This is a genomic window from Anaerosolibacter sp., assembly GCF_029240175.1.
Lineage (GTDB): Bacteria > Bacillota > Clostridia > Peptostreptococcales > Thermotaleaceae > Anaerosolibacter.
This window is the reverse complement of record NZ_JARBTM010000024.1, coordinates 13258-38886: the sequence shown is the minus strand read 5'-3', so window position 1 is coordinate 38886 and position 25629 is coordinate 13258. Positions and strand designations below refer to the sequence as shown.

Here is a 25629-nt window from a genome sequence, read left to right as displayed (position 1 = left end):
TGGTGAAGCCATGGGGTTTTTTGTAAGGGTTTGCATCAGTGCACCGGACAGGCTTAAGCTGGCGCCTATAAAGAGGGCCGTCAGTGCCCTGGGCATTCTTGAGGTTTTTATGATAATGTGGGCTGTGCTTTCTGAATAATTTCCATAGGTATTCATTAAATCAATCCATGAAGTTTTTATGTAACCCAACAATAAACTTCCTAAAAAACTAGCCATCAGTAGAACGAAAAATAGAATGAGTACAATGAACTTAGAGCGAGTACTCTCTAATGATAAGTTATGAAGCTTCATATTCACTGGATATAACATCCTCTCAGTAGAAATAGTTAAAACCATAGTAATCCAATTAAAGTATAGGGCATTGTCGAATAGATGTCAATGATAATGATTTCTATAATTAAATGATAACATATTGCAATTAGAAAAAACATGTGATATTATTTGAATCGTAATTATAAAACTCACAAAACAAAGGAGAATTTGTATGAAAGTAAAAAAAATAATAGCAATGTTAACCGTTTTGGCTTTAGCAGTGGTATTTACAGCATGCTCCACTGGACAGAAAATGGAAGAAACACAGGAGAAAGCAAATGCAGATGTTCAAGTAAGAATGATAGAGCATGCCATGGGACAAACGGAGATTATAGGTGAGCCTAAGAGGGTTGTTGTATTGACCAATGAAGGTACAGAGGCGCTGCTTGAATTAGGTGTAAAGCCAGTAGGTGCTGTAAAGTCTTGGACAGGTAATCCTTGGTATAAACATATCGAAAAGGATATGGAAGGGGTTCAAAACTTAGGAGAAGAAAGCCAAGTAAACATAGAAGCAATCGCAGTATTGGAGCCGGATCTAATTATTGGCAATAAGATGAGACATGAAAAGATTTACGATCAGCTTTCCCAAATCGCGCCTACCGTTTATTCCGATACGTTAAGGGGAGAATGGAAAGCAAACTTTGCATTCTACGCAAAGGTATTAAATAAAGAGGCAGAAGGAAATGAAATCATCAAGAGCTTCGATGACCGTATCACAAGCATTGCAGAGTTGGCAGGAGATAAGCTAAAGACGGAAATATCTATCGTAAGGTTTATGCCGGGTAAAACAAGAATCTATTTAGGAGATACTTTCTCAGGCACCATACTGAAGCAGTTGGGCTTTGCAAGACCGGAAAACCAAAGAAGTGACGAATTTACAGTGGAAATAGGTAAAGAAAGATTAACAGAGGCAGATGGACAGGTGATCTTCTACTTTACATATGAGACGGGAGATGGTCAAGGAGCTGCTAGAGAAACAGAGTGGTTAGAAGACCCGATGTTTAAAACCTTAAATGCTGTTAAAAACAACAAAATTTATAAGGTTGATGACGCCATCTGGAACACAGCTGGCGGCGTGAAAGCAGCGAATTTAATGCTTGATGATATTGAAAGCTTTATAGAATCAGATAAATTCTAATAAAAATCAAATATGAAATGATAGCAAGGGAGCCACTGAAAGATTTTCAGTGGCTCTCTAAATGTTGCTATAAAAACTTAAACAAACTTTATAGAATTTTTAAAATTGCTTTATAGGGAGTTTAATTTCATCTTTTATAATGACCTTGTAAATAAAAAAAGGAGGTCATTTCATATGAACAAAATCAAATTAATGTATGATGTGGTAAAAGTATTAAAGGAAAAGGAAGTTTTTAGAGGGACATTAAAAGCAGAGGCTAGAAGAGATCAAGTGAAAGTGTTTCATCTAGAAAAAGAGTTTGAAAAAAATACCTTAAACGGCCAAGTGAAATCCAAAATCAGCACAGAGGTAGATTATGAAGGAAAGAAAGTGAAACATGAGAGCAGTACCGAGTTTAACATGGAGAATTGCTGTGAAGGTTCCCACCATGGTTTTATGAAGCACATCCAACAACAACACCAGCTTCATAGCAGAAAATGCTGCGGAGTAAAGGGCAAGCTTTCAAGGATTGCATTTGTACTGAATACATTGAACAACATGGAAATGGATGAACAGGAAGACAAGGGTGTAGCATTATCCATTAACATCAACGGATTACCTCAAGATCTAAAAGATATGATTCAGCAAAAGATGCAGCACAAGGGCCTTCAAGAAGACCGTGAATCTCATTGCTGCTGCATGGAAGAATTCTGCCAGACAGAAGACATAAATATAGATATCAAAGTACAAATTAATAGGAACAATGAGATACAAAAAGTACTGCTTGTGGTTAGCGGGAAGCAGAAAAAAGAATCCGATGAAATCCATGATATCAATCTTGAAGCAGAGTTAAACTTAACTTGGTAAAGGAAGAGATAGAGCGTATTTAGGAAGAAGATTTGAACGTAAGGGTGTTAAGAAACCGAAAGGTTTTAGCACCCTTACATGCTATTTTTGATGGACATCAAAAAGTGATATAATAGAGTAAATAATGAGGGAAAACAGGTGATGAATATGCTCAAGGGTCATAGGGAAGTTCATAGACATTTTCATGAGGGCCATGAAGAATACTGCTGCTATCATAAGGACTTTCATTTGTATCATCGATACGTTAAATGGGGTCGCCTCGTTGTTTTTTTATTTAATCTTTCCCTAGTGTATCTACTGCTTAAATGGATAGGCAACCAAGGAATTGCCATCTTCTTTGCAGTTTTTATTAGTATCAAAGAAATCCTGAATCTATCTTTCCTGTGGCGTTTGGAGAAAAAGATATTTCAACCCATGGATCAGCTGAAAGATGCCGTAGACGAAATTGCAAAAGGAAACTATGATGTGAAAGTAGATTATGAGATTACCAATGAATTTGGCGTATTGATCCATTCCTTCAATGAGATGGCAAAAAAGCTGCAGAAAAGTGAAGAAATGAAGCTCGCTTATGAAAAAAATAGGAAGGATTTGATCGCAAATATTTCCCATGATCTAAAAACTCCGATTGCATCTATTCAAGGTTATATTGAAGCAATACTCGATGGCGTTGTTTCATCCCCTGAAAAAAACAGCAAATATTTGAAAATCATACAGCATAATGCCATTTATATAAATAAACTGATTGATGATCTTTTTTTGTTTTCAAAACTGGATATGGAGAAATTGGATTTTCAATATCAGGATCTACAGATCCGTTCCTATATGAACGATCTTATGGAAGAGTTTCAGTATGAGCTAGAAGAACGGAAAGTTCAATTTAAATATATTGATGGGATGCAATCCGATCATCTTGTTCATTTAGATGGAAAAAGAATACAGCAAGCTATAAAAAATATCATTGGTAATGCAGTGAAGTATGGGAATGAAGAGTGTTTAAGTGTATGTGTAGAGTTGTTTATGCAAGATGACTTCGCCCATATTCAGATAAAAGATAATGGTCCTGGAATCCCTAAAGATAGACTCCCATATATATTTGATAGATTCTACAGAATGGATCTAGAGCGTACAAAAGATCTTATGAGTACAGGTTTGGGTTTGGCAATTGCTAAAGAACTGGTAGAAAGCCATGGAGGAAACATTATGGTTTCCAGTATAGAAGGACAAGGAAGCTGCTTTACAATCATGCTTCCAGTTATTAGATAAGGTGAAAGGAGGATTTCAGATGAGCACGATCTTAATTATTGAGGATGATATGAATATTGCAGAATTGGAGAGAGATTATCTTCAGCTAAATGGCTATAAAGTAGATATGGCACATGATGGTACCCAGGGATTAAAGAAGGCTATGTCTGGTATTTACGACGTCATTCTTGTGGATTTGATGCTTCCCAATACAAGTGGGTATGAGATTATTCAGGAAATACGAAAAAAGCTGGAAATCCCCATCATTGTTATCTCTGCTAGAAATGAAGATATAGATAAAATCAGAGGATTAGGCTTTGGTGCCGATGATTATTTAACAAAACCTTTTAGTCCAGCAGAATTAGTGGCTAGAGTAAAATCCCATATCAAAAGATATGAACGCCTTATGGGAAAAAAGGTATCAAATGAGATTATAAGCTGCAAAGGGCTAGAAATCAACACAGTAGCCCATCGGGTTTTTGTAAATGGAAAAGAAGTTCAATTAACCACAAAAGAGTATGAGTTATTACTATTTTTAGCGTCCAATCCCAATAATGTTTTTAGTAAGGATCAGATCTTTGATACTTTATGGGGCGAAGAATACTATGGAGATATGGCAACCGTGGCCGTTCATATCCAGAAAATAAGAAAAAAGATTGAAAAAGATTCATCAAATCCAGAGTATATTGAGACCATATGGGGATCGGGATATAGGTTTAACGCGTAGTTTAAAATAGGCAGAAAACAAACCCTATGAATGAATTAAATAGCTTCTTACAGAGATTTTTCTAGAATGAAATGAATATAGATACTTATACAAAGAATAAATCATTTCATTTTAGGAGGTTAGAAATGCGGATTGTGGTTGTTTCAAAAAGAAGCATATACATTGGATTAATCATTGCTACGATTATGATGATTACAGGAATATTTTTCCTGAGTAGCCTGACAAAAAGTACCCTGTGGTATACCAGTGCCAATGAACCTATACGAAATGGTGATCCTGCGTCCAATAAATTTGCCATCACCTGTAATGTGGATTGGGGCAATGAAGTGATTCCCGATATCCTTAAAACGCTGGATGAAGAAAACATACAGATTACCTTTTTTGTCTCAGGGCGATGGGCAGCTAAGTATCCAGAGCTGTTAAAGGAAATATACAGCCATGGCCATGAAATCGGGAATCATGGCTACAGCCATAAGATGCACAGTAAAATCGATCGAGAAACCAATCGTTCTGAAATCATAAGGACGGAACAAGCCATAGAAAATGCTTTAGGCATAAAGAGCCGCTATTTTGCACCGCCTGCAGGGGATTTTAATGAAGTGACCCTGGAGGTAGCAAAAGAGCTAGGGTATACTACAGTTCTCTGGAGTGTAGATACCATAGACTGGAAAGAAGGCTCTACCGCTGAGGTAATCTTAAATAGGGTCATGAAGAAACCCCATAGAGGCGCAATATTGCTCATGCATCCTAAGCCAGAGACGGCAAAGGCTTTACCTGAGATTATTCGAAATATTAAGAATGAGAATATTGAAATTGGAACGGTGTCAGACTTGCTAGGGCAAGCAGAAGATAAGTAAACGGTAGGGCATCATTATTCACCTTGAGGGTTAGATCAGTAGGAGATGTTTTGTTATCCAAAAAATTACAATTTCATTACGCCACCTTTACACTTTCATGTATTTCCTGTATTTTACAAATTATTGTGATATGATGAATAGGAAAAGAAATCTAGATACATATTTTGTTAGGAGAGGATTGGCGTGAGAAAAAGGATGATTGCCTTAGGCGTTATGTGTGCCATTGGTTTTGGTTTGATGACGCCTGTTGAAAAGAGCTTTGCGGCAGAGAAAAGTGTTAGGGTAACTTTACCTAAATTTTCAGTGCATTTGAATAATCATAAGGTGGATAATCAATATCGGGAGTATCCCCTTCTGGTATATAAGGATATGACATACTTTCCCATGACTTGGTATGACTGCAGATTGTTGGGATTGGAAACGGAATGGACTCAAGAGGATGGCTTGAAAATAGAGGAGGGGAATGTGACATCCTCCTATGAACCTTATAAAACAAAAAGTAAGAATGGAAATAGCTATGCAGCGACGGTGCCCTCCTTTAGGATCACAGTGAATGGTAAGGCTGTTGACAATTCTAAAGAAGAATATCCCCTTCTAAGTTTTAAGAATGTGACGTATTTTCCCCTAACATGGAAGTTTGCCCACGATGAATTTGGATGGAAATATGCGTGGGATGATAAGAATGGGCTGGATATAAATTCGGATAACCAACAGGTAAAAGCAATAAATCTTCCCAAATACGCGGGTGAAAATGATGTGGCAGTGTTTGAGGGGTATTATTACTTTGTAGAAACAGTGGGGCATACCAACAACGTATACAGGGCAACCGAAAATAATATTTCGAAGAAAGAATTGGTATATTCCTATGAAATCGATCAAATGTATGGTTTTCAAAATCAACTGAAGTTTGAGATCAGGGATAATGCATTATGGTTCTACTATCATCAAGGGGGTGCAGTAATGGGCGCCGATATCTATTGTAAGATAAATGATGATGGAAAGGCTACAATGGAACATAGAGGATACCTAGATTTCAGAAGTACTCCGAAAGGGGTCTTAAAGATTCTTCATTATTTACCGCCAGGAAGCAATAACCTAGTACTCTTTGACACAGATCAAAACTCAGAAGGTGGAAAACACATTGGGGATCCAAATCTCAGTTATGGTTGGCATGTGGGTTTGGAGGGAGAGCAGCGAAGCTTTGGTCCAAACCGCTCCACAGCCATCATTGGAGAAGATGTATATATATTGGCATCTGTCTATCGTCCTGAAAAAGGAAAATTGGATCAAGTCTATAAAGTGAGTTTAGTCACCAATAAGACTACTAGGCTCACAGATTTCCCAGTAAGTGATTTTAAAATCATCAATAACAAGCTTTATTATGTGAAGGCTGATGGGAAAGGCCTTTACACGTCAAATCTAGATGGAACAAATGAGAAAAGGTTATCTGATGATCATGTTGAGAACTATATTGGCTGGTTTGCAGAAATAGATGGCAATGTGTATTACACAGTTTCGATAGGAGAAGAACAATTCCATCTCTACAAAGCAGATTCATCCAAAGACGATCTCCTTGTATTGAAAGAACCTGTGGAGCACATTGAACTCGTTGATAATAAAATTGTTTGCAAGCTCCCAGCGGGCGAGGATTATGGCATAAAGATATTTGACAAATCAGGAAATCTTAATTTGGCCATTACAGATCAGATTTCGAAGTTCTTTGCATATAAAGATAAAATTTTAATGGTTTCAACTAAGGATAAATCAATAAAATTAATACAATAGAAAAGGAATAAAAATAATTTACAATCTTCAAATAGTTTGGTACAATGTATCAAATAATATCATAAAGGCCATGAAGAGAAGAGTAATTAAGAAGAAGGATTCTACAGAGAACTCCGGTAGCTGAGAAGGAGGAAGATAGCTCTTAATGAAAAAAGCCTCGGAGCTGCGTATTGAACTAATTTTTTAGGGATGATACGACGTGTTCTCACGTTATAGAGATAGGGTATAAGCATTTTTGCCGTACCTGAAGAGGTTGATATGGTGACATATCAGCGAACTGAGGTGGTATCACGAAGTTAACAACTCTCGTCCTCAAGATGAATAATCTTGGGGGTGGGAGTTTTTTATTTTGGACTGTAGAAATAGAAAAATAAAGGAGTGATCATATGCATTGGGCATATAAAACAGCACAGATGTTGATTGAAAAATATCCAAACCAAGATACCTTTGTGTGTGCATCGGGAATCAGCCCTTCGGGCTCTGTCCACATTGGCAATTTTAGAGAGGTGGTCACCACATACTTTGTGGTGAAGGCACTACAGGACTTAGGAAAGAAAACGCGCTTTATCTTTTCGTGGGATGACTATGACCGCTTTAGAAAGGTTCCTAAAAACATCGACCCATCTTTTGGGAGATATATAGGAATGCCCTACGCTGAAATTCCTGATCCTTATGGATGTCACCCGTCTTATGCAGCCCATTTCGAGAAGGAGTTTGAGGAGGCTTTGGGTATATTCGGCATTGATGCGGCGTTCATTTATCAGAGCAAGGAGTACACATCGGGTAGATATAACAGTCATATCCTTCATGCATTACACCAGAGAAAGGAAATCTATGATATATTGATGTCATTCAAAACCCAAGAGCCATCAGAAGAGGAAAGAAACAGCTTTTATCCGATTACATTGTACTGCCAGCAGTGTAAAAAAGATGATACTGTGATTAATGCCTTTGATGAGGAGCGAGGAGAAATCCAATTTACTTGTGCCTGTGGTCATCAAGGGACGATGAAAGTAATGTCTGCAAATAATATGAAATTAAATTGGAAAGTGGATTGGCCCATGCGGTGGATGGTGGAAGGGGTAGTTTTTGAACCCGGAGGTAGGGATCATTCCGCAGAAACAGGGAGCTATAATGTATCAAAAGAGATCGTCAGAAGGATATTTGGCTATAGTGCACCAGATTACATTGCTTATGAGTTCATTGGGATAAAGGGAACGAACGGAAAAATGTCAAGCTCTCTCGGGAATACCCTCACCCCAGGAGAACTCTTGAAGATCTATCTTCCAGAGATCATTCTATTTATTTTCTCCAGATATAGACCCAATGCTGCCTTTAATATCGGTTTAGACGAGGATGTTATCAAGAATTATGCTGAGTTTGAACGGTTTTATGAGCTTTACCGTCAAGAAAATTTGGGAGATGAAGATTTGCAGGATTCCTTTAGGCTATTGGGAGCCATAAGCCGCGAAAATCTGCCAAAGTTCGGCCAAACGGCAGGAATCCTCCCATTGGTAAACTTCGATGTTCAAACCCTTGCCGATGTATTTGGTAAAGTGGGAGAGGACTATAAACGAGAGGACATCCTAAAAATAAGTGAAAGGGTTGAGCATTGGATTAAGCACTGGTATCCTGAGAAAATGCTTCATGTAAATCAAGAAAAAGATACAACGTACTATGAACAATTAACCACAGTAGAAAAAGGGTGGTTAAAGGATCTCTGTATTGTAATCAAAGAAAGCAATGATTTGCCCAGTGATGAATTGATGCAAAAAATTTATGCCGTTTGTTATGACGAGGATAGTAAAGTAAAGAAAAACAATCAAAAGATTTTATTCGGTATAGTATATAAGCTTGTACTAAACAGCACCAGTGGTCCAAGACTATCTTTGCTGATCAAGACACTGGGGATAGAAGCAGTACTTTCCTTACTAGATTTTTAGCCAATAGGGCCAGGTTTTTAGAATAAAAATAGGTCAGCAAAGTACTATTTAAACTTTGTTGGTCTATTATTATTGCTTATTCCCTTGAAAGATGGTTTTGTTGTTGCTAAGATGAATACAGAAAATATTCTGTTTATAGGGGAGGAAGTATGCTAATGAAAAAGTTCGTGGTAGAAGATAAGTTTTGGGACGTATTTCCGAAGGCAAAAATAGGTGTGATCATCAGCCTTGGAGTCGATAACCATAAAAAAGAGATTGGAAAGTATGAAGAGATAATCATGGCTGCAGAAAAAGAAGCAATGAAACATATACAAGGGGCGGAGTTTAGTGAGAATAAAGTGATCAAAGTATGGCGAGAGGCCTTTCAGAAGTTTAAAACCAAGAAGGGTGTCAGATCATCCATTGAAGCATTATTAAAAAGAGTACATAATGGCAATCATATAGGCAGTATCAACCCCTTGGTTGATATATACAATACAATCTCTCTAAAGTATGGGCTCCCTTGTGGTGGGGAGGATATAGATACCTTTGTAGGACATATCAGATTAACAAGGGCTGTGGGAGATGAGGAATTTATTCCCCTAGGGTCAGACGAAAATGCACCACCCTATGAAGGGGAGGTCATCTATAAAGATGATGCGGGGGCCATATGCAGATGTTGGAACTGGAGGGAAGCAGTAAGAACGGCACTTACAGAAAGTACCACCAATGCATTTTTATGTCTTGAGCTTGTGGATGAGAACAGATATGAAGAATTTGAACAAGCACTAAAAGAACTTGAAGAAATGGTATCAGCTAATATAGGGGGAACAAGTACAATATATGTATTAGATGCTGATCATCGAGAGGTATTGATAAAGGAGTGAAAATGATGTTCACAACTATCGATTGGGAAAATGCCATAAACATCCGCAGATCAGCGCGGAGCTTTGAAATGCGCCCCGTTGAAGAATCAAAACTAGAATTGCTACAAAGTTTTGCTGACAAAATGGAGATACCCTTTGATCATGATGTAAAGATACGGATGTTCAAAGCCAATATGGATAAAAAACTCTATACTGTGTTTGCTTCTCCCCCAGATGGAATGGCTTTTCTAGCCAATACGGACACCTGCTCTGTGGCTGCGGTGGGATTTGTAGGAGAACTTTTGATCCTATATGCTACAAGCTTGGGACTTGCCACCTGCTGGTATGGACATTATGCACTGAGTGAACTGGAGCGCATCATGCCCCATCTTGGAAAATACGCTGAACAGCCTATGCCCAAATGGGGCTACGGAAAAGGGGAGACTGATGGAGAACGAGCCGTTTGTATCACACCCCTTGGCTACTGGCAGAAAGAGGGTGTACGGTTTTTTGACAGGGTAACGGAAACCTTTATCAGCTATAAGCGAAAGCCTGTAGGAGCATTATTGGAAAATGGAATGACGGAGGAAAGCCTTCCAGCAGAACTTCTATATGCCTTCGACCTTGCCCGAAAAGCCCCTTCTGCTGCCAACAGCCAACACTGGCGTTTTGGCGTCTCTGATGATTTTAAAACCATTACCATCACCATGCCGGTGGGCTATAAACACATGAAATGGGAGCACCCAAATGTTGATTTGGGCATATGTGCCTGCCACTTTTGGCTGGGCTTGAGGCTGAAAGGGATAGATTGTAAGGTTTCATTAAGTGAAGACCAGGGTAGAGCAGTATGGAAGTTTGAGGTTTAAATGTTGATGATTTTTTGAAGCCTAGCTATTACAAGAAGTAGAGCGTCTCAAGGTGCTCTGCTTCTTATGCATGATACGTAGTAGATAAATATTGCGACGTAAGATCGAGATCACGATTGTGAAAAGAATATTCGTAGGGAACGGCCCCTGTGCCGTTCCGTTAGGTTGTTTCCCCGCGATAAACGGAAGGCCACAGGGGGCCTTCCCTACAAAATGACAGATGGTGTTGTGTCGTATTTTCCTACAAATATGGACTAAATAGTTAAAATATACCATGAGAATAAATACAAAAAGTGGATGCGGATGAATACAAGGATATTAAGCTATTTTTTAGAATAAACTAGGCCCAATATGCTATAATGATGAAAATGATATAGAAAAAGGTGTTTGATATGGATACAAAAATGATGAACTATTTAAAATCTCATAAGAAAATAATGGTTTCTTTGTCTGAATTGGAAAACTTATTTTCAGGAGAGACAGACTATAAAGAAATTGTAGATCAGATAGAACTGCTAGTAAGTAAAGGGATACTACAGCCTATTCATAGTCATGGAACAAATCTTAAACAGACACCTTTGTTTAATACATATAAGATCATAAAAAAGAACCTAATGGGACAATTAAACGATGAGATACAGCAGTATAGTCTCCTGCTGCATCCTAAGATACAACTTAACGAATATTTTTCGTTAAGTGAAGCAGTTTGGAAGAGGGACTTACCCTATATTCAGAAGATTGATCAGTATCTAAAAGAAAAAGGATTACCCGAAAATGAAGCCTTTGCACCTGAACGATCCGTGCAATTGGTCAGTGATGAGAAGTGGATTGATGAAAAAGGGGGAAAAACACTTTTAGAGCGGATTGGCATTTGGGATTTGTGTAAGATAAATAGTGTCCCAGAGCCATTAATGCTGGCGATAAATCCGTCCCAATTCCTTCATCAAGAGCATAGGCATCTAATTGTAGAAAACAAAACTACCTACTATCTGCTTGCGGAGATACTACAGGAAACATCCTTTACATCTTTAATCTACGGCGCAGGATGGAAGATTGTATCTAACATTCAATTGGCAGCCAAGCAGTTAGGCTTAGAAAGTAAATCCCATAAGTTCTATTATTTTGGCGATATCGATATGGAAGGAATATCCATATGGTATAATTTAAGAGAAAGATTTTCTATGGAACCAGCCCTTCCATTTTATAAATCCTTACTGCAGAAAGCTAGTTCCATTGGGAAGGAAACACAGTATAGAAATGAAGAGGCTTTTGCTTCATTTCTCCAGTATTTTTCCCAAGACGAGCAGCATAACCTGACAACTCTTTTTCATGAAAAAAGATACTATCCCCAAGAACTTTTAAATAAAGCAGAACTGCAGAATATATGGAGGAATTTGCATGGAAGCTACTGTTAACCATGTTACGGCGTATTATCGAGAGCGGATTCAAAGAATCTCATTATTTGATCCCCTATATAGACTAGAAAATAAGAAACTCAAGGATCGAAGGGACAGGCCTATTGACTTTTTTGGTTTAGGCTTGGTTGCCCTTTTGTTCTTTTTTGAAAATATGTTGATGCGGAATAAGAGGATCGGGACCAAAGAGCTGAAGCAATTTCTTTATATACTGAATCAAGGCGAAATGGATTTGTCGGAAGATGATTTTGAAAAAATTGCCAGGGAGATTATTCAAGCATTTCGGCCACCCAGCGGAAAAAGAAATTTTCGAATCTTTTATAATTGGGAGACGCGGCAGGAAGAGATTGTTCAATGCTCGATCTTAAAAGCATCGGAATTTGATCCCACCACAAATACACAATACTATGTGCTAGACGAACAGGGTTTAGAACTGGTTTTTGCTACCAAGGAATATTTCACAGAGTTCCAGCTTTCAATTAGTCAATTGGTTCTTCGAAAGCAGTTAGAGAAGGGAGAGTTTGTGGGTGCCCTTCGGCAGATCGATGAGATGCGAATGGATGTGCAAGGGCTCCAAGATAAGATTTATCGCGTCAAGCATGAGATTCAACGAAATATCATTTCTGATGAGACCTATGAACGTTATAAGGCGATTGTAGAGGATATTCACCTGCGTTTGAGTCGAGAGAATGAAGAGTTTGAAGAGCTTCAGACCTTTGTAAGAGAAACCAAAGAACGCCTCGGGTACGAGATGCAGGAGGATAAAGAGAGAAGAGCCTATGAGCTTGTGTTGAAAATAGATCACCAGCTAGGAGAAGTCCACTATGACCATCGGCAGCTGCTGGAAGAAAGCATTGGACTAAAAATTACGGCCCTTTTGGCTGCACAGGAATCCCTTTATTATGTGGGCATTGATGCCTTTAATTTTAATGATCAGGTAACCAATCGACTACTATCTATACCATTACCCTTGGAATCCTCAAAAACCCTTGTGGAGCCTTTTCTGTTCTTAGAACAGAAGCAGCAGTGGTCACCCATTACTGTATTTGCAAAACAGAGAATCGAAAAAGTTGAAAATGATGAAACAACTACTGCTTTTTTAGAGTTCTTGAGTGAAGAACAGCTAAAAAAAGATATGGAGACCCAGCAGCAGAACTTTAAACAAGTAATGGCTGCTGTATTAGAGGTGATGGGGAATGAGAAGGAAGTGACTATCGTCCAGGTTGTACAGCATTTGAAGGAAACCCCTCGTCAAGGGATGCTAACTCATCGTTCTTTTTATGATTTTTGGTTGATTCTCCATCAAAAGGCTCCTGTCTCCTTGAAAAGAGATAAGGAACAACAAGTCCATGTGTTGGATGAAGCCCTGGATTTATTAAAAGATAAAGGAACGATCATACATGTAGTAGAGGCTGAAGGATTCGTCAAGGGAAGTCAGCGCTATACCATAAGAAATCTAAAAATACAGTTGGAAGGTGAATAGGAATGTTTTATACCCAGGAGCAGATTGTACAAGCATTTAAGATATATTCCATATTGGCCATGAAGGGGAGCGCGGGAAAGGAATACCTTCGCCAGTACCTGGCAGACGATGGAATAAGAGGCTTAGTAGACCAGTTTGCAAAGGAAGTAGAATGTACCATATTTCTTACAGGAGATCTATTGTATATGATTCCCTTGGCAGTTAATTCTTTTTTTCATGTATCCAATGATCGATTAAAGCAAGAGTATTTCCCTAGCAAAGCCATAAACCTAGATATATACATGATGTATACAGCCATTATGATATTGTTTGGAGAATTTTATGACAGCTATCAAACCATAGAGCCTACCCGAGACTTTATACCCATGGGTGAATGGCTTGCCAGCATCAATGAAAGGATTTTGTCTCTAAAGGATTACGATGAAGAACAGATCTCCGTGTGGGAACAAGAATACGAATATAACTGGAGCGGCATTTTAGAAAAATGGGATGCCATGGATGACCTAAAGGAAAATGTCCAGCAGACAGCCAGAACGATCAGTAGAATGAGCTTTTTAAATATTGTGAAGAAGTTCTTGGAAGCTCAAGATTTAATCGTTGGTATCGGAAATGATGAAATTCAACTTACAGAAAAGGCAAAAACCATCGTTCAGCGATATTATATGGAGCAGGAATATAACCGCGGCATTCTAGAGTTTATATATCAATTGGAGCAGATGAAGAGGGGGGAAGCCCATGCCCGCAATCTCTAAGATACGATTTACCAATGTTATTTATGAAAATGGTGCGAAAAGATACAATGATGATATCTTTGAATTTGATGGATATAATGGGGCCATCCTTCTGGAGAATGGAGGAGGCAAAACTGTATTTATACAAACAGCCTTACAAGCGGTACTACCCCACGTGGATTTGGCAGAGCGCAAAATCAAAAACACCCTGTCCCTAGAAGGAAATCCATGCCATATTGCCATTGAGTGGATTTTACATGAAAGACCGAGAAGATATGCTTTAACAGCGGTCACTTTGTTTTTGACAGCCACAGGGATAGACTCCTATCGGTATGTGTATGAGTATGGATCTGGAGATAACCATGGCATTGAGCATATTCCTTTTGTACGAAAAGCAGGGGATGGAAAGAATCGCCCTGCTAGTAAAGGTGAAATACTGGATTATTATCAATATATGCAGCAGCAGTCCCCCAACGGCCATGTGTTTAAAACAACCATAAAGGAGTATCAGAAGTATATCGAAGAAAACTTTCATATCATCCCTTCGGAGTGGCAAAGCATTGCTAGAATCAACAGTGCAGAGGGAGATGTGGAGAGTTTCTTTGATGGATGTAAAACCACAAGTCAGCTGGTAGATCAGCTGTTGATTCCAGTAGTAGAGGATGCCCTAGCCGGAAATGGTACTCAGGATTTTGTGGAAACCTTTGAAAAGCAGCGGGAGCACTTTAAAAAGCATAGACAGCTGCGGGGACGTATTGAGGAAAGCCAAAGGGTAGCAGATGCCATCAGTCAATATGTACAGTGCTTTGCTGGTCTCCACGAAGCAAAGGAAGAGCTGATGAAAAAGAAGCAGACAACAAAGGCTCTCTATCATTTTGTACAAGCTGAGAAGAGATCGATCCATGACCAGCTGACAGAAAACCGAAACCAGCATATACTATGGGAGCAATCAACCTATGACCATAAGAGAAAAGAGGCTTCCTATGAGCTATCCTTACTAGAGAACCGACTAAAAGAGGCAAAAGAACAGTATGAACAGACCAAGGGGATCGTGGGAAGAACAAAGGGAGAATTAGGAGAAAAAGAACAGCGGCTGCAAAATCTAGAGGTTGCTGAGTTGAAGAAAAAACTGCAAGAGCAGGATGAACTGGTGGCTGTGTATGAAAAACAGCTCCATCATCTGAACCAAGATCAGCAAGCCGTGGATTTGAAGGAGCAGCTAGAAGAAAATGCTGCAGCAATCAAGGGGTATTTTGTTCGTGAAGAAGAGCATCTAGAAAAGGCAAAAATCACTTTTCAAGGAGAAGAAAGTCGATATTTCCAGGAGCTAAAACAGGCTGAGAAAGATAAAGATATACTAGAAGATGAAAAAGCAGCACTGGAAACGGAAAAGACGACCCAGAAAGCAAATATAAGGCATGCAGAGACGGAAATGGCCCATATTTCGAAGGAGATATTGGATCATGTCCATCATGAAAAGGTAGAAGAGGAGCAGACGAAGTGGCAAGAACGATTGGAAGAGGTCGAAAGACAAAGTGCTATCTATAGGACACTTTTAAGTCAGTTAAAAACGGAAAAGGGTGCGCTGCAGCAGACGATACCAACCTTAAGTCGAACATTACAGGAATTAAAAAAGGTAGAAGGGACCAAAAGGCAAGGACTGAATATTCTAGAAAAAGAACATGACAGCTTGTTAATACGATTAAAGGCAGCGCGAGGAGATTGGAGATTTATTAAATCCTTATATGAAAGACAGGCTACCATTGTTACACTATTGGAAGAAAAGACGGAAAAAACAAGATTAGAAAAAGAAAAGCTGATCCAAGAGGAGCGCATTGCCTATCGTCTGCAAGATGATTATGGTACCCATGAATACTTTACTGCGGAGCCGTTATTGGCAGAATGGATCAGTCGTTGGAGTCAGCAGTTTTACCTTCTGGAAACAGGCGGGCAGTATTTAGAACGGGCAGCGGGAACACTGGAGAGATCCATAGAAGAATTGTATGAAGCATACCCATTGTGGTCAATGGCCATTGTTACGTCCATGGGAGAGGTGGACAAGCTAAAGCAGCGAGTAGAGCAGCAGATAGGCAGCTTAACGTATCCCGTACTGATTCTATCCGACGAAGAAGCAAAGAGAATCTTACAAGAGGGAAGGGTAACAAAAGAACGCTATGTATTCCCTGATCATTGGAGAAACAACATAGAGGAGAATGGGTTTAAGACTTGGAAAATACAAATCCAACAAACCGCTCAAAACGCAACACGAGTCCGAAAGGAAAAAGAAAAGGAGCAGGAAGACTGGAAACGGCTTCTGGATGATGCCCAACTATTCTTTGAACAATATCCCCACGAATATTCTCAACAGTTACAAAAAGAAATAAGGGAAATCGAGCAAGAAATCCAGGACCAGGGAAAACTGCTCCAGCAGAAGGAAGATCGAAATATAGCCCTGGATGAGGAAATGGACCGGTCACAGAAGAAACTCAGCGACTTTGAACAGGAAGTCTTAATCCTAGGGTATAAAATGAAGAGGGCCCATGACTATTTGAATAAAAAGAAGATGAGAGAAAAAGCATTCTTTGCTTTACGAGAGGCTGAGGAGAAAGCCAAAAAGAAAGAACAGGAAATACTTCAGCAAAAAAGCATTTTAGAGAGATGTAGGAATATTTTGGAGGATGTAAAGGAAGAAATCCGAAAGATTATCGATCAGAGTATTCGATTAAAAGATGATTCATTATATCAAGAGGTTTATGGGGTACAGCCTGTATTTACCAAAGCAACAAAAAAGAGCTTAGAGATCCAGAGAAAGGCCTTGAAGGATCAACTGGATGAGAAACAGAAGGGTAGGCGGGAGCTTGAAGGACTTTTAAGTACTTGCTTAGCCCAGAAGGAAGACCTGCAAAAACTGATGGAGCGGACACGAAGGAAGGTCAATAAATATCCTATAGACGAAAGTATTCTATTTCCTCTTCATGGAGAGAAGGATATAGAAACATTGACGTCTCAAATCAATCAGTTGAATCAAGCGTTGGATAAATTACAGCCAAGGTATATGCAGCTAGAAGATGAGTACAAAGGGAATTTAAATACCTATCATTTACGAAAACAGGATTATCATAATAGCTTTGAAGAGATCATTTTATTTGCAAAACCTTTACAAGAAATAAAGGGAGAACTTGATGAAGAAAAAGAATCCTTATTGAAACAGAAAAATTATCTAGCCGCTAGATATGAACAGTTGGACAAAGAAGAGTCCCAGATTCAAGAGGTGATACAGGAGCTTGAGAAAAAGCATGAAAGATATGGGTATCTAGCTTCTGAGGTAATGGAAACAGCTCTACCCCAGGAAATGGAGCAAGAGTTTCCCTATAAGAGAAAGCAATGGCTACAGAACATGATTGTTGCGTTAGAGGATCTGACATCCATGGTTGAAAATATGAAGAGCAAGGTTGAACATCACAGACAAGGATTTATACAGAATTGTAATACGTCTGTTCAGGATGTTAGATTGAGGGAAATGGCCGTCACAGGAATTCGCAATAAAACAGAGTATCATGACATCATCGAGTGGCAGAAAAAAATGGATCAGCGTATTTTAAGGACGATCGAGTTGGTTGAAGGGGATATGCGGGAGCATGATCAACAGCTCCAGCAGTTTATTCAATATCTGCACACCTATCTCCATACCTTGGCCCAGGAACTGCGGATGATCCCTAAAAACACGAGGGTCCGGGTAGATGAGGGATGGAAAGAGATATTCTCCTTCGATGTGCCGGTTTGGGATGATCAGGAGGGGAAAGAAGAGCTTCGCAAGCACATTGATTGGATGCTGAGCAGGCTTGAAAGTGACGAGTTTAAGGATGAACAAGGGAATGAAAACCAGGCATTGGTGAAAAAATCCATAGAGAAGTGGATGGAATCTAGACAACTATTGAAGAATGTAATGAAAGAAAGAACCATCAAAATCAAATGTCGCAAGGTAACCAATGATAACAAGATCATCGGTTCCCTCTTTTCTTGGGAGACTTCAAATTTATGGTCGGGTGGAGAAAAATGGAGTAAGAACATGGCGTTATTCCTGGGCATCTTAAATTATGTGGCAGAAAAGAGACAGCATATTATCATCAGCAAGAAGAGAAACCGTACAGTCATTTTGGATAATCCATTTGGAAAAGCATCCAGTGAACATGTATTGCAGCCAGTATTTTTTATTGCAGAGCAGTTAGGATTTCAGATTATTGCCTTGACGGCCCATGCGGAAGGGAAATTCATACGAGATTATTTTCCAGTGGTATATAGTTGTAAACTAAGGTCAACGGTGGACGGGTTAAGCGCTGTTATGGGTAAGGAAAAAATCATTCATTATGCCTTCTTCCAAGACCATGATCCTCAGGCTCTTGTAAGAATAGGAGAGCAGGAGCAGCTTACGTTGTTTTGAATTTAACAAGAATATGTATATTTTTAGATAAGACTTGTGATAAGATATACTTGAAGGAGTTGAGCTGTTTTATGGAAGATAAGTTATTTGAGATGCTAACGAAAATGTATAGCGACATGCAGGAAATGAAAGCAAATATGGTTACAAAACAAGAACTGCAAGAAGGTTTTCATAAAACAAATCAAGCGATCACAAGACTAGAAAATAAAATGGATGAAAGCCACAAAGCGCTATATGATGGATATAAGCAAAGTATAGAAGGTATTCATGAATTAAGAAACCAGGTTGATAAACTTATCGATCAAGTAGAACATCAGGAGATCAAACTTCAAGTAATCAAAGGTTCAAAATAAATAAAATCACAGATATTTAAGGATAAAAGTCTCCTCTGTTAAACAGAAGAGGCTATTTTTTTAACTTCTATGCGTAGCATAGAATCAGCGTACTTAAAAATAGCATAGAAAAATAAAACCGAACATACGTTTGTAAAATCATGGATCACGTGGTAAAATAAAGCTATATAAACGTATGTTCGAGGTGATTCTATGGAAATTTTAGATAAGCTTAAGGTTTTATCCGATGCGGCCAAGTATGATGTGTCCTGTTCTTCCAGCGGAAGTAATCGCAGCAATAAAAAAGGAGGTATAGGGAATGCCCACATGAGTGGGATTTGTCACAGTTGGTCCGAGGATGGGCGATGTATTTCCCTTTTAAAAATTCTCATGACCAACTACTGTGTCTACGATTGCCTTTATTGTGTAAATCGTTCCTCCAACGATATACCCAGGGCGGTCTTTACACCCCAAGAGGTGGTGGACCTTACCATTAACTTCTATCGGAGAAACTACATTGAAGGCTTGTTTTTGAGTGCCGCTGTCTATAAAAATCCCAATCATACTATGGACTTATTGACCCAAACCGTAAGAAAGCTCCGGGAAGAAGAAAACTTTAATGGCTATATTCACTTAAAGGCCATCCCTGGAGCCGATGAAAGGCTCATCGAGACGGCAGGAAGATATGTAGATCGGATGAGCATCAATATCGAACTCCCTTCTACAGAAGGGTTACAGCTTTTGGCTCCCCAAAAGAAACGGGAGGCCATTATCAAGCCCATGAAGATGATTACTGCCAAGCTCCATGAAAAGGGAGAGGAGAAGAAGAAATATCGAAATACCCCTAAGTTTGTACCAGCGGGGCAGACCACCCAGATGATTATCGGTGCTACACCAGACTATGATATGAATATACTCAAGCTATCAGAAGGTTTATATAACCGCTACCAGCTAAAGCGGGTCTATTATTCTGCCTATGTGCCCATTGGTCAGCATCCTAGTCTGCCTGCGATCGCTGGGCCGCCCCTGCTGAGAGAACATAGACTATATCAAGCCGATTGGCTGCTTCGGTTCTATGGATTTCAAGCCAAGGAGCTTTTAGATGACAGAAAGCCGAATTTTGATATAGCTTTAGATCCCAAATGTGATTGGGCATTAAGAAACCTAGAACAGTTTCCTGTGGAGGTGAATCGAGCAGACTATGAAATGCTGCTCCGAATCCCTGGTGTCGGTGTCCGCTCAGCCATGCGGATTGTGGCGGCAAGAAGGTTTGCCCAACTAAACTATGAGGACTTAAAAAAGCTAGGGGTTGTATTGAAGCGAGCCCGTTATTTTCTGACCTGCAAGGGGAAGTATTACGGAGAGACCAGCATCAATGAAGAACGGATTCGATATCAGCTGACATTAGGGGACCCTGTGAAAAAAGATATCCTTGGAGGAGAGCAGCTTTCCTTGTTTTCTGTGTATCCTCAGCTGTCCCCCCAAAAAGAAACGCTGCATAGCATTGTGAGGGATTGGTCATGATTCACTATATTTATGACGGCAGCTTTGATGGGCTGCTGACCTGTATCTATGAGGCATACTATCGAAAGGAAGCACCTGAAAAGATACTGTTTCAGGAGGATGATCAGGAAAACCTGCTGGTTCGGAAGGTATATATCGAGCAGGACAAAGTGAAGGCAGAGAAGGTCTATGCAGCCATTGGGGCCAAAATTTCACGGAATGCGCTGAAAAATGTATTTTACGCTTTTCTATCAGAGCAGGAGGATGCAGGCTCTTTGATCTATCGATATATCCATTTAGGATTTAAAATTGGGAAAGCAATTGACGAACATCTTTCCGATGATCGTGTATTAGACATATATAAGACAGTACAAAGGGTAACCAAGGAGAAGCATCTTATGCTGGGCCTGGTTCGCTTCCGAAAGCTAGGCGAGAACCTTTACTATGCACCCATTACGCCTGATTATCAGATTCTAGGACTGTTAGCTCCCCATTTTGCCAAACGGATAGCGGATCAGAACTGGATCATCCATGATATGGGGCGGAACATGGCTGCTGTTTATAATCAAAAGGAATGGATGATTACAGAGATGATGCTGGAGAAGTCTGTTGATATCATTGAAGAAGAAAGGTTTTATCAACAGCTTTGGCAGCAATATTTCAAAAGCATCGCCATAAAAAACCGTATCAATCCGAAACTCCAAAAACGATACATGCCAAAGCGATATTGGAGCAACTTGGTAGAGGAGATATAAATGCTTAAAGGGCTGAACCGTGAGGCAAAGACAGGCATAATTTCATCCGATAAAAACAAATAAAAAAACTATAAAAAAGTCAGAATTTAGAGAACAATGTAGTATAATAGTTATGTGAAAAAATTGGAACTAAAAAAAGATAAAACTGGAGATTCGCGATGAAAGCAAATAAATTTACGAACTGTTCTCTAGAAGAAAAAATATTTCTTTATATGCTTGTGTTTATCATCCTATTATCCGTCATTTCAATCATAGGAAATATAGCCGTTGGATTAGATTTTGCTTTAAATTACAAATGGTTTACTTTGATTATCCTAGCGTCCATCGCCTTTATGGACATGATAAAGAAACGGCATATACTTGTTTTTCAAACAGTAATAACCTTTCTAATTGTTTTTGTATTTTTCCCTAATGGATGGATTACTTCAGGTGGGGTCAATGGTATTACCATGGCCTATGCATTTTTAATCTGTATGGCGATATGCTTTATATTTCGTGGAAGGTTGAGATTATTTTTTCTTATTTCAGAAATATTGGTCGTACTGTCTCTCGTCTATATTGAGATGCGATATGCCAATGTAATCGTTAACAATTTTCAGGACAAGCAGCTCGCTGATCTAATGATACAAATGCCTTTGACCCTTTTGGCTGCTGCCTATATTATCATTGTCTTCTCTAAGGCATATCGTGAAGAACACGAACTGTTGAAGGAATATAGTGAAAGGCTTAAAGAGAGCAATCAACTGCTCACGAAGATTTCCAGAACAGATGAGTTAACAGGCACATATAGTCGAAGATACTTGTTTGAAAGGCTTAATGAGATAAAAGCCCAAATGCAGGAGAACCATCATTCCGTTGTCATTATCATGATCGACATCGATAATTTTAAATCCATTAATGACCAATATGGCCATGCGGTAGGGGATGAAGTATTAAAGGGTGTCAGTAGTCGAATGATTGCAGCTGTAAAGGATAAGGGATTTGTAGGAAGGTATGGAGGCGATGAATTCATTATTGTTCTAGAAGATGTATCAATAAAGGATGCAAAGGAAACGATAAAAGAAATCAAAAAAAGGACAAGCAAAGTGCGCTGCCATGACGAATTTAGGATTACCATGAGTGGAGGAATGGCGTGCATAACCATAGAGGATGATATTGACGATGTCTTAACCAATGTGGATAAGCTGTTATATAGAGTAAAACATAGTACCAAGGATCACATACTTTTTGACGACGAATATGAAGTTGTATTGAAGGATGAAAATGTCTCTTAAGGGAGGAACATCTGTGGAATCATATTTTATGGGAGAAGCACTGCAGGAAGCCCAAAAGGCATTTAACCTAAAAGAGGTACCCATCGGTGCCGTTGTTGTAAAGGATGGCGTCATTGTGGGCAGAGGTCATAATTTAAGAGAAACAGCCAAGGACCCTACCGCCCATGCAGAGATGATTGCCATTCGCGAAGCGTCCAAAACCCTAGGAGGCTGGAGATTGATGGATTGTGATCTCTATGTAACCATTGAGCCATGCCCCATGTGTGCAGGGGCCATTATGTTATCACGGACCAAACGGTTAATTATCGGCGCCATGGACCCAAAAGGGGGTGCCGCAGGTTCTTTACTGAGTATCCCAGAGGATGAGCGTTTTAATCACCAGACGGAGATCATCCGGGGCATACGGGAAGAAGAATGCAGCAGTATTATGAAAGACTTTTTTAGAGAGCTTAGGAAAAGCAAATAAAAGTAGGTAACCATTAAAATAAAAATGCGTAGAAGGAAAAGGTGGAGAATCGCAGAATAATATTTGGTGATAGCATTACAAAAGGGGTGGGTATATGATTATAGGAAAAAAGACGATTATCCGACCGATGGAGATGGAGGATGTAGACTTCATCCATGGATGGTGGAATAACGGTGAGGCCTTGGCCTATAGTGGCCTTAATTATGGCTTTATGATGAGTAAAGCAGCCCTTGAAAATCGTTTCAGACCTCAGATTACATCCAGTGACATGTATCCTTCTGATGAAAAAATGTTCATCATATGTAGGAAAGACGATAGGATATCCATAGGAGATATATCCTATAGGAACTGGGATAAACGGAATGGCTCTGCTGAGATTGGTCTAGAGATTTGTGACCCTGCTAATCGTGGAAAAGGATATGGAAGAGATGCCATGGCTGCATTCATTGATTTTATGTTTAGACATCTAAACTTACGCAGGGTGGAACTAACAACTTCAGAGTCAAACAAAGCAGGGCAAGCCCTTTACCATAAGCTAGGATTTAAGGAAATTGGTATTGCCAGGGATCGTTATTATGATTCGGTCCAGGATTGCTATATCAATACCCTTTATATGGATTTACTGCGAAGTGATTGGGATAGAATAAAAGGGAGTCTTCTTAAGTAAAGTAAATAGATGTGGAGAGATGGCCGAGCGGTCGAAGGCCCTTGAAGGGTCTATCTTGATATAATGAAAGTACATCATTTGGAAACGAAAATCTGCATACGAAGGAGTGTTACAATGTTTCAAGAATTTAAGAAATTTGCCATGAGGGGAAATGTGATTGATTTAGCAGTAGGGGTTGTTATAGGGGGAGCATTTGGAAAAATTGTTACCTCTTTAGTTAACGATATAATTATGCCTATCATAGGACTAATTGTGGGTAGAATAAACTTTGCTGATCTTAAATTTGTTATAGGCAAACAAGGGGATACTGAACTGGCAATCCTATATGGCCAATTTATACAAAATGCGTTAGACTTTCTTGTTATAGCGTTCTCAATATTCATGTTTATAAGGTTTATAAACTCTTTTAAGAAAAAAGAAGAGGCAAAAGCAGTTCCGCCATCACCATCTAAAGAAGAGCTTCTATTACAGGAGATAAGAGATCTTTTAAAAGAAAAAAATCATCAATAGAAATTTAATAAAAAGTCAATAAAGTAATAGAATGAATAAGGAACGAGTAAGGAACAAATAGCGAACATATAAGGAATTAATGAACTTTTATAATCGCTCTTAGGGTGGTATGAGGTGTCTACTACAAATGATACAGGGATAGCTAAAAAAAGGACCAACAGTTCAAACTTGTTGGCCCTTCTTTTTTTAGCGTATAAAATTAGTCATTTCTCTTGGTTCTTTTGCGGGGAGTGTTATGCCTGCTTCCTTACCAGCCTGGATGCTTTTTAAAAGCCAGGCCATATTTTTACCTAGCGTCCTCATTGTTTGCATTCCTTCTAAATCCTGCTTTACTTCTTCGGGGGTATTTCCGTGGACCATATTCCAATATTGAGAAGATACGATAGGCATATTGGAGATGGTAAAATATTTATTCAACTGATCTAAGGCTGCAGTAGAGCCGCCGCGGCGACAGCTTACGATTGCAGCACCTGGTTTATATTGAAATGCTTCTCCTGCATAGTAGAATCGATCTAAAAAAGAGGTGATTTGACCAGATGCCCCTGCATAATGGACTGGGGAACCGAAGACAAAACCATCGACTTCCTTAGCTTTTGCCAAGGCAATATTCACAGTGTCATCGTCAAATACACATCCGTCGGCATCCTCTCTAAAACAAGCGTTACAAGCCATACAACCACGAATTGGTTTGTTTCCAACATGAAAAATCTCTGTTTCTATGTTTTCTTTTTCAAGTTCCTTTGCTACCTCACATAGGGCAGTATAGGTACATCCTTGTGCTTTGGGGCTTCCGTTAATAAGCAATACTTTCATTCTTATACCTCACTTTAACTGTATATTTATTATCTCCGTGCCAATAATGATTAATCAAAGGATTATCAGGCTGCCTATTCATTTGATACTACGATAATACTATGGTATTATTTTAAAATATATGTGTTATTATTACAAGTACGCACTAATTAGTGCTATAATATCCAAAATGATACTGAGAAAAGAGGTAACGAACAGTTACGAAAAATCTAATAAAATATATCAAAATATACAAATTTATTTAGATTTTAATGACTTAACCTCCCATGTTCATAAGGAGCATGGAGCGATGCGAAAGCATCCAAAATCCTTTGAACTGCTGGAAACCCCTAAAGCTAGTTAAACCACAACATGACCATGAAATAAGGGTGAGTGTGATGGTGACGAAAGTAGAAAAAATTAGCTAGATGGCATAGGGTTAAATCCTAAGTGCTAAAACAATGGGCAATCAGCATCCAAGACCCGAATAGGGTAAGGTTCAACGACTATCCCATGATGGGAGTACACTTAAGCGAGTGGAAGTGGAGGACACCTAAAACACTAACCTTAGTGAAGGGTGATGATATAGTCTGCGCTCATGTGAAAGCATGAGAAGTTCATAGGAGAACTGCATAGATGTAGCGAATCTATGTGAACAACGCATAAAATCTATAACTGATCTTTGAAAACCTTATAAAA

At 39.1% G+C, this 25629-nt stretch carries 22 protein-coding genes and 1 other annotated feature; of the genes, 20 read left to right on the top strand and 2 right to left on the bottom strand.

Annotation, left to right across the window (positions count from 1 at the left end; all coding sequences use genetic code 11):
- Positions 1-216, bottom strand: a 216-nt coding sequence (locus K0R93_RS15765; protein ID WP_330685187.1) for an iron chelate uptake ABC transporter family permease subunit, incomplete at its 3' end; no start/stop codon positions are given.
- A 268-nt stretch (positions 217-484) separates the two neighbouring features.
- Between K0R93_RS15765 and K0R93_RS15760 the strand changes: the two genes are divergently transcribed.
- From K0R93_RS15760 to mscL, 20 genes are all read left to right on the top strand, one after another.
- Positions 485-1450: an ABC transporter substrate-binding protein gene (locus K0R93_RS15760; protein WP_300303183.1), complete on the top strand. Its 966-nt coding sequence runs from the start codon at positions 485-487 to the stop codon at positions 1448-1450.
- 174 nt (positions 1451-1624) lie between these two features.
- On the top strand, positions 1625-2296 hold the full coding sequence (locus K0R93_RS15755; protein WP_300303181.1) for a hypothetical protein: 672 nt from the start codon (positions 1625-1627) through the stop codon (positions 2294-2296).
- A gap of 141 nt (positions 2297-2437) precedes the next feature.
- On the top strand, positions 2438-3559 hold the full coding sequence (locus K0R93_RS15750; protein ID WP_300303185.1) for a sensor histidine kinase: 1122 nt from the start codon (positions 2438-2440) through the stop codon (positions 3557-3559).
- A gap of 19 nt (positions 3560-3578) precedes the next feature.
- Entirely contained in the window at positions 3579-4265 is a 687-nt protein-coding gene (locus K0R93_RS15745; protein ID WP_300303179.1) for a response regulator transcription factor, read from the top strand.
- Between the two features lie 125 nt (positions 4266-4390).
- Positions 4391-5122, top strand: a complete 732-nt coding sequence (locus K0R93_RS15740; protein ID WP_300303177.1) for a polysaccharide deacetylase family protein — start codon at positions 4391-4393, stop codon at positions 5120-5122.
- A 183-nt stretch (positions 5123-5305) separates the two neighbouring features.
- Entirely contained in the window at positions 5306-6907 is a 1602-nt protein-coding gene (locus K0R93_RS15735) for a hypothetical protein (protein WP_300303175.1), read from the top strand.
- Between the two features lie 61 nt (positions 6908-6968).
- Positions 6969-7224: a binding site (T-box leader), on the top strand.
- Between the two features lie 69 nt (positions 7225-7293).
- Complete coding sequence (lysS, locus tag K0R93_RS15730) at positions 7294-8850, top strand: lysine--tRNA ligase (RefSeq protein ID WP_300303173.1); 1557 nt, start codon at positions 7294-7296, stop codon at positions 8848-8850.
- A 155-nt stretch (positions 8851-9005) separates the two neighbouring features.
- A complete protein-coding gene (locus K0R93_RS15725) occupies positions 9006-9716 on the top strand; it encodes a B3/B4 domain-containing protein (protein ID WP_300303171.1) in 711 nt (236 codons plus the stop codon).
- A 5-nt stretch (positions 9717-9721) separates the two neighbouring features.
- Complete coding sequence (locus tag K0R93_RS15720; protein ID WP_300303169.1) at positions 9722-10561, top strand: nitroreductase family protein; 840 nt, start codon at positions 9722-9724, stop codon at positions 10559-10561.
- A 392-nt stretch (positions 10562-10953) separates the two neighbouring features.
- On the top strand, positions 10954-11976 hold the full coding sequence (locus K0R93_RS15715; protein ID WP_300303167.1) for a Wadjet anti-phage system protein JetD domain-containing protein: 1023 nt from the start codon (positions 10954-10956) through the stop codon (positions 11974-11976).
- Positions 11960-13459, top strand: a complete 1500-nt coding sequence (locus K0R93_RS15710) for a replicative DNA helicase (RefSeq protein WP_300303165.1) — start codon at positions 11960-11962, stop codon at positions 13457-13459. Before K0R93_RS15715 ends, K0R93_RS15710 begins: the two co-directional genes overlap by 17 nt.
- Before the next feature lie 2 nt (positions 13460-13461).
- On the top strand, positions 13462-14211 hold the full coding sequence (locus tag K0R93_RS15705) for a DUF6063 family protein (protein ID WP_300303163.1): 750 nt from the start codon (positions 13462-13464) through the stop codon (positions 14209-14211).
- The gene (locus K0R93_RS15700) at positions 14195-18631 is read left to right on the top strand and encodes a hypothetical protein (RefSeq protein ID WP_300303161.1); all 4437 of its coding nucleotides are present in this window, start codon (positions 14195-14197) and stop codon (positions 18629-18631) included. The genes K0R93_RS15705 and K0R93_RS15700 overlap by 17 nt, the downstream gene beginning before the upstream one ends.
- 71 nt (positions 18632-18702) lie before the next feature.
- Entirely contained in the window at positions 18703-18984 is a 282-nt protein-coding gene (locus K0R93_RS15695; protein WP_300303159.1) for a hypothetical protein, read from the top strand.
- A gap of 192 nt (positions 18985-19176) precedes the next feature.
- Positions 19177-20487 carry a putative DNA modification/repair radical SAM protein gene (locus K0R93_RS15690; RefSeq protein ID WP_300303157.1) on the top strand — a complete coding sequence of 437 codons (1311 nt, stop codon included), beginning with the start codon at positions 19177-19179 and terminating at the stop codon, positions 20485-20487.
- The gene (locus tag K0R93_RS15685; protein ID WP_300303155.1) at positions 20484-21221 is read left to right on the top strand and encodes a TIGR03915 family putative DNA repair protein; all 738 of its coding nucleotides are present in this window, start codon (positions 20484-20486) and stop codon (positions 21219-21221) included. Before K0R93_RS15690 ends, K0R93_RS15685 begins: the two co-directional genes overlap by 4 nt.
- Before the next feature lie 158 nt (positions 21222-21379).
- Entirely contained in the window at positions 21380-22495 is a 1116-nt protein-coding gene (locus K0R93_RS15680) for a GGDEF domain-containing protein (RefSeq protein ID WP_300303153.1), read from the top strand.
- A 13-nt stretch (positions 22496-22508) separates the two neighbouring features.
- Positions 22509-22961, top strand: coding sequence for a tRNA adenosine(34) deaminase TadA (gene tadA, locus K0R93_RS15675; RefSeq protein WP_330685186.1), 453 nt, complete (start codon positions 22509-22511; stop codon positions 22959-22961).
- Between the two features lie 94 nt (positions 22962-23055).
- Positions 23056-23628: a GNAT family N-acetyltransferase gene (locus K0R93_RS15670; protein ID WP_300303149.1), complete on the top strand. Its 573-nt coding sequence runs from the start codon at positions 23056-23058 to the stop codon at positions 23626-23628.
- 114 nt (positions 23629-23742) lie between these two features.
- Positions 23743-24138, top strand: a complete 396-nt coding sequence (gene mscL, locus K0R93_RS15665; protein WP_300303147.1) for a large-conductance mechanosensitive channel protein MscL — start codon at positions 23743-23745, stop codon at positions 24136-24138.
- Between the two features lie 186 nt (positions 24139-24324).
- On the opposite strand, the gene K0R93_RS15660 is transcribed toward mscL, so the two are convergent.
- Positions 24325-24951, bottom strand: a complete 627-nt coding sequence (locus K0R93_RS15660) for a flavodoxin family protein (RefSeq protein WP_300303145.1) — start codon at positions 24949-24951, stop codon at positions 24325-24327.
- Between the last annotated feature and the right edge of the window lie 678 nt (positions 24952-25629).